Origin of the sequence: Streptomyces viridochromogenes (assembly GCF_001270495.1) — a bacterium.
Lineage (GTDB): Bacteria > Actinomycetota > Actinomycetes > Streptomycetales > Streptomycetaceae > Streptomyces > Streptomyces viridochromogenes_A.
Genome location: NZ_LGUR01000002.1, coordinates 1 through 2,627, shown reverse-complemented (window position 1 = coordinate 2,627; position 2,627 = coordinate 1). Strand labels below are relative to the sequence as shown.

The 2,627-nt window shown below is 65.5% G+C and carries 3 protein-coding genes and 1 pseudogene; 2 read left to right on the top strand and 2 right to left on the bottom strand.

Annotated features, from left to right (window positions below):
* Positions 1-282: 282 nt before the first annotated feature.
* Positions 283-1,146, bottom strand: a complete 864-nt coding sequence (locus ADK36_RS00020; RefSeq protein ID WP_048579860.1) for an IS5 family transposase — start codon at positions 1,144-1,146, stop codon at positions 283-285.
* 92 nt (positions 1,147-1,238) lie between these two features.
* Here ADK36_RS00020 and ADK36_RS51350 point away from each other — a divergent pair.
* Both ADK36_RS51350 and ADK36_RS00015 read left to right on the top strand, forming a co-directional pair.
* Positions 1,239-1,322 (top strand): annotated as a pseudogene (locus ADK36_RS51350) (transposase); the annotation flags it as partial.
* A gap of 113 nt (positions 1,323-1,435) precedes the next feature.
* Positions 1,436-1,621: a hypothetical protein gene (locus ADK36_RS00015; protein ID WP_048579861.1), complete on the top strand. Its 186-nt coding sequence runs from the start codon at positions 1,436-1,438 to the stop codon at positions 1,619-1,621.
* Positions 1,622-1,626: 5 nt separating this feature from the next.
* On the opposite strand, the gene ADK36_RS48595 is transcribed toward ADK36_RS00015, so the two are convergent.
* Positions 1,627-2,154 carry a hypothetical protein gene (locus tag ADK36_RS48595; RefSeq protein WP_159029101.1) on the bottom strand — a complete coding sequence of 176 codons (528 nt, stop codon included), beginning with the start codon at positions 2,152-2,154 and terminating at the stop codon, positions 1,627-1,629.
* Between the last annotated feature and the right edge of the window lie 473 nt (positions 2,155-2,627).

Genomic DNA, 2,627 nt, shown 5'->3' with positions numbered 1-2,627 from the left:
CGAGGAGTTCGTGCAGCTCACGGGCTCTGAACACCTGGCCGGGGTGCTGGTTGAAGGCGTTCACGATGGCCTGGTAGGCGGTGCTCGTCTCGGGCGGGCCGCCTTCAGCTCCTCCCGGCGCGGTCTCCGAGATGACCTTCCGGGCGGTGTCCAGGTCCGCGAGTCGGGCCTCGGTCTCGGCCAGGGCGGCGGTTAAGTGCTCGATCTGGCCGCGTAGTTCTGCGGCTCGGCCGGTGACCTCGTCGTGCTGGGCCTGGAGGCCCGCGAGGAGTTCGGCAACGTTCACGCGGCCAGCCCCAGACAGTCACGCCAGGCGGGACTCGGTGTGGTGAGGCGGCGGGTCATGTTCGCGGTGGAGGCCCAGTAGACGCGGGAGACGGAGGTGTCGGGCCGGTGGTCGTACTCACGGGCCAGACGCCGGTGCAGGAGCAGTGTGCCGTTCGTCTGCTCCACCACCCACCTTTTCGGCTGCGGGACAAAGCCTTTGCCTTGGTCGGCGGGGCTGCGGCGGACGACCTCGACGTCGATGTCCAGCAGGGCGCCGTGGATGATGACTTCGTCCTTGAAGCCCGGGTCCACCAGGGCCTTCTCCAGGCGCATCCCGCACCGCTCGGCGGCCTGGTCGAGCAGGGCGGTGCCGGCGGCGTTGTCGTGGGCGGATGCGGCCAGTACGACGACGCTGATGATCAGCCCCAAAACATCGACGGCCAGCCCCCGCTTGCGCCCGGACACCTTCTTGTTGGCGTCCAGTCCCGTCGTGGTCTTGGGGACACCGGCGGCCGCGCGGACGGACTGGGTGTCAAGGATCACGAGGGACGGGTCCTCTAATCGGCGGGCTCTCTCCCGTACCTGGCAGCGCAGGAGTTCCTGGATCCGCTGGTCAAGACCGTCCTCGCGCCACAAGCCGAAGTAGTAGAACACCGCCGACCAGGCCGGCAGATCGTGCGGCAGGTACCGCCACTGGCAGCCCGTCCGGTTCTGATAGAAGATCGCGTTCACGACCTCCCTCAGGTCGCAGGAGCCCGGGTCGCCCGTCGCCGATCGAGCCACCCGGTCCTGCTTCCAGGCCGTGATTATCGGCTCGATCAACGCCCACTGCTCGTCCGATAGGTCGCTGAGGTACGGCTCTCTCTTCACACCCCGCATCTCAACATGGACATGCCCACCCGATGGCCCGTACGGCGATCAGTACCACGATCGAGCGATCACGAACCGAGGAAGATCGGACCTAACGACCACTCAAGCGACTCCAGTACCGGCCCGACGTCCTCAACGGCTTCATAGCCGGAACCGGCCTCGCCCTCGACACCCCACCTCACCCTGACGAGCCGAAGTCATCTATACCTCCCGAGCCAGCGCGGCCGGTGGCGGACGTCGCAAGCCCGCAGGGTCGCCCGACGGCCGGGCCAGGCGCAACCGGCGTCCCCCGGTCGCGGTGGAGGACCTGACCCGCTACCACTACGGCTGTCACTGCCAGGTGGTCCCGGTCTACTCCCGAAACGACTTCATGACGCCCCAGGCCCGTGACTACTCCCGCCAGTGGGAGACGGTCACCCGGGGCAAGACCGGCGCAGAGGCGCGCGCGGAGTGGCGTCGGCACATCGACGGGCTGAGGCAATAGCGGAATTAGTACCCTCCGGGGCAGACCTTGAACCCTTCGGCCCTTGCCTTGGTTACCGCGTCCAGGCCCGTTTCCCCGCCGGATTCGAGGTACTCATTAGCCGTTTCCATCTCCCCATTCTCTGCCTGCGTGGCTGCGATCTCAAACTTACGCAGACCTCCCCTCGCGAGGCTTTGGATCTCCCGCACATCCTTTTCGTGCCCTTCGGGGATGGTGATCGCCTCCCAATCATCCATAAGTGCAGTGAGTACTGCGTTCTTCTGTTTGATTTGTTGCGCGTACACTTCCGGGGCCTCTTGCCAGCGATCTTCGCCTAGCCGTTCAAATGCGGGTCCGTGCTTGGCGCACGTCCGGTCAGACAGTGCGACATAGGAAGCGTAACTCCGCTGCTTTGCATCCTTGTCGCGCTCGTCCCATAGATCGTCACCGAAGGTGAGGAGTGCTACTCCGCATCCCACCACTCCCGCTGCGCCGACAATTATTTCCCAGCGTTTGCGGGTGTTCCCGGAGGTGTTTCCGTTGTCGCTTGCCATGCGTTGTCCACTTCCGTTTGGCTAGGCGTGCAACGTAAATCCTTGGCGCGGGGTTGCCAAGGGCGCGCGGCGGCGCGCAGGGGGCGCGAAGTCTATCCCTTTGTTTTTGCTGAGGATTTTGGGTTCGAAGCGGCAGATGCGCTTGCAGTCGTTTCTCTATGCGCCTTGGAGGCGAACCATATGGCAGAAAATGAGAACCGGGATGCTCCGGGGTCGGAACATTTTCTGACCCCGGAGGTGCAACAGGCCCCGGAGAACGGGCCGGGGGGCAGAAGGGCGGTCAGGGCGCAGAGGGCAGCCAGGGTGACCAGGAGCGCGGGCAGGATGGCCGAGAGCTGGACGACCCGGTGAAGCTCCGGGAGGAGCTGAAGGCTGCCCGCCCGAGACGAGCACCGCCTACCAGGCCATCGTGAACGCCTTCAACCAGCACCCCGGCCAGGTGTTCAGAGCCCGTGAGCTGCACGAACTCCTCG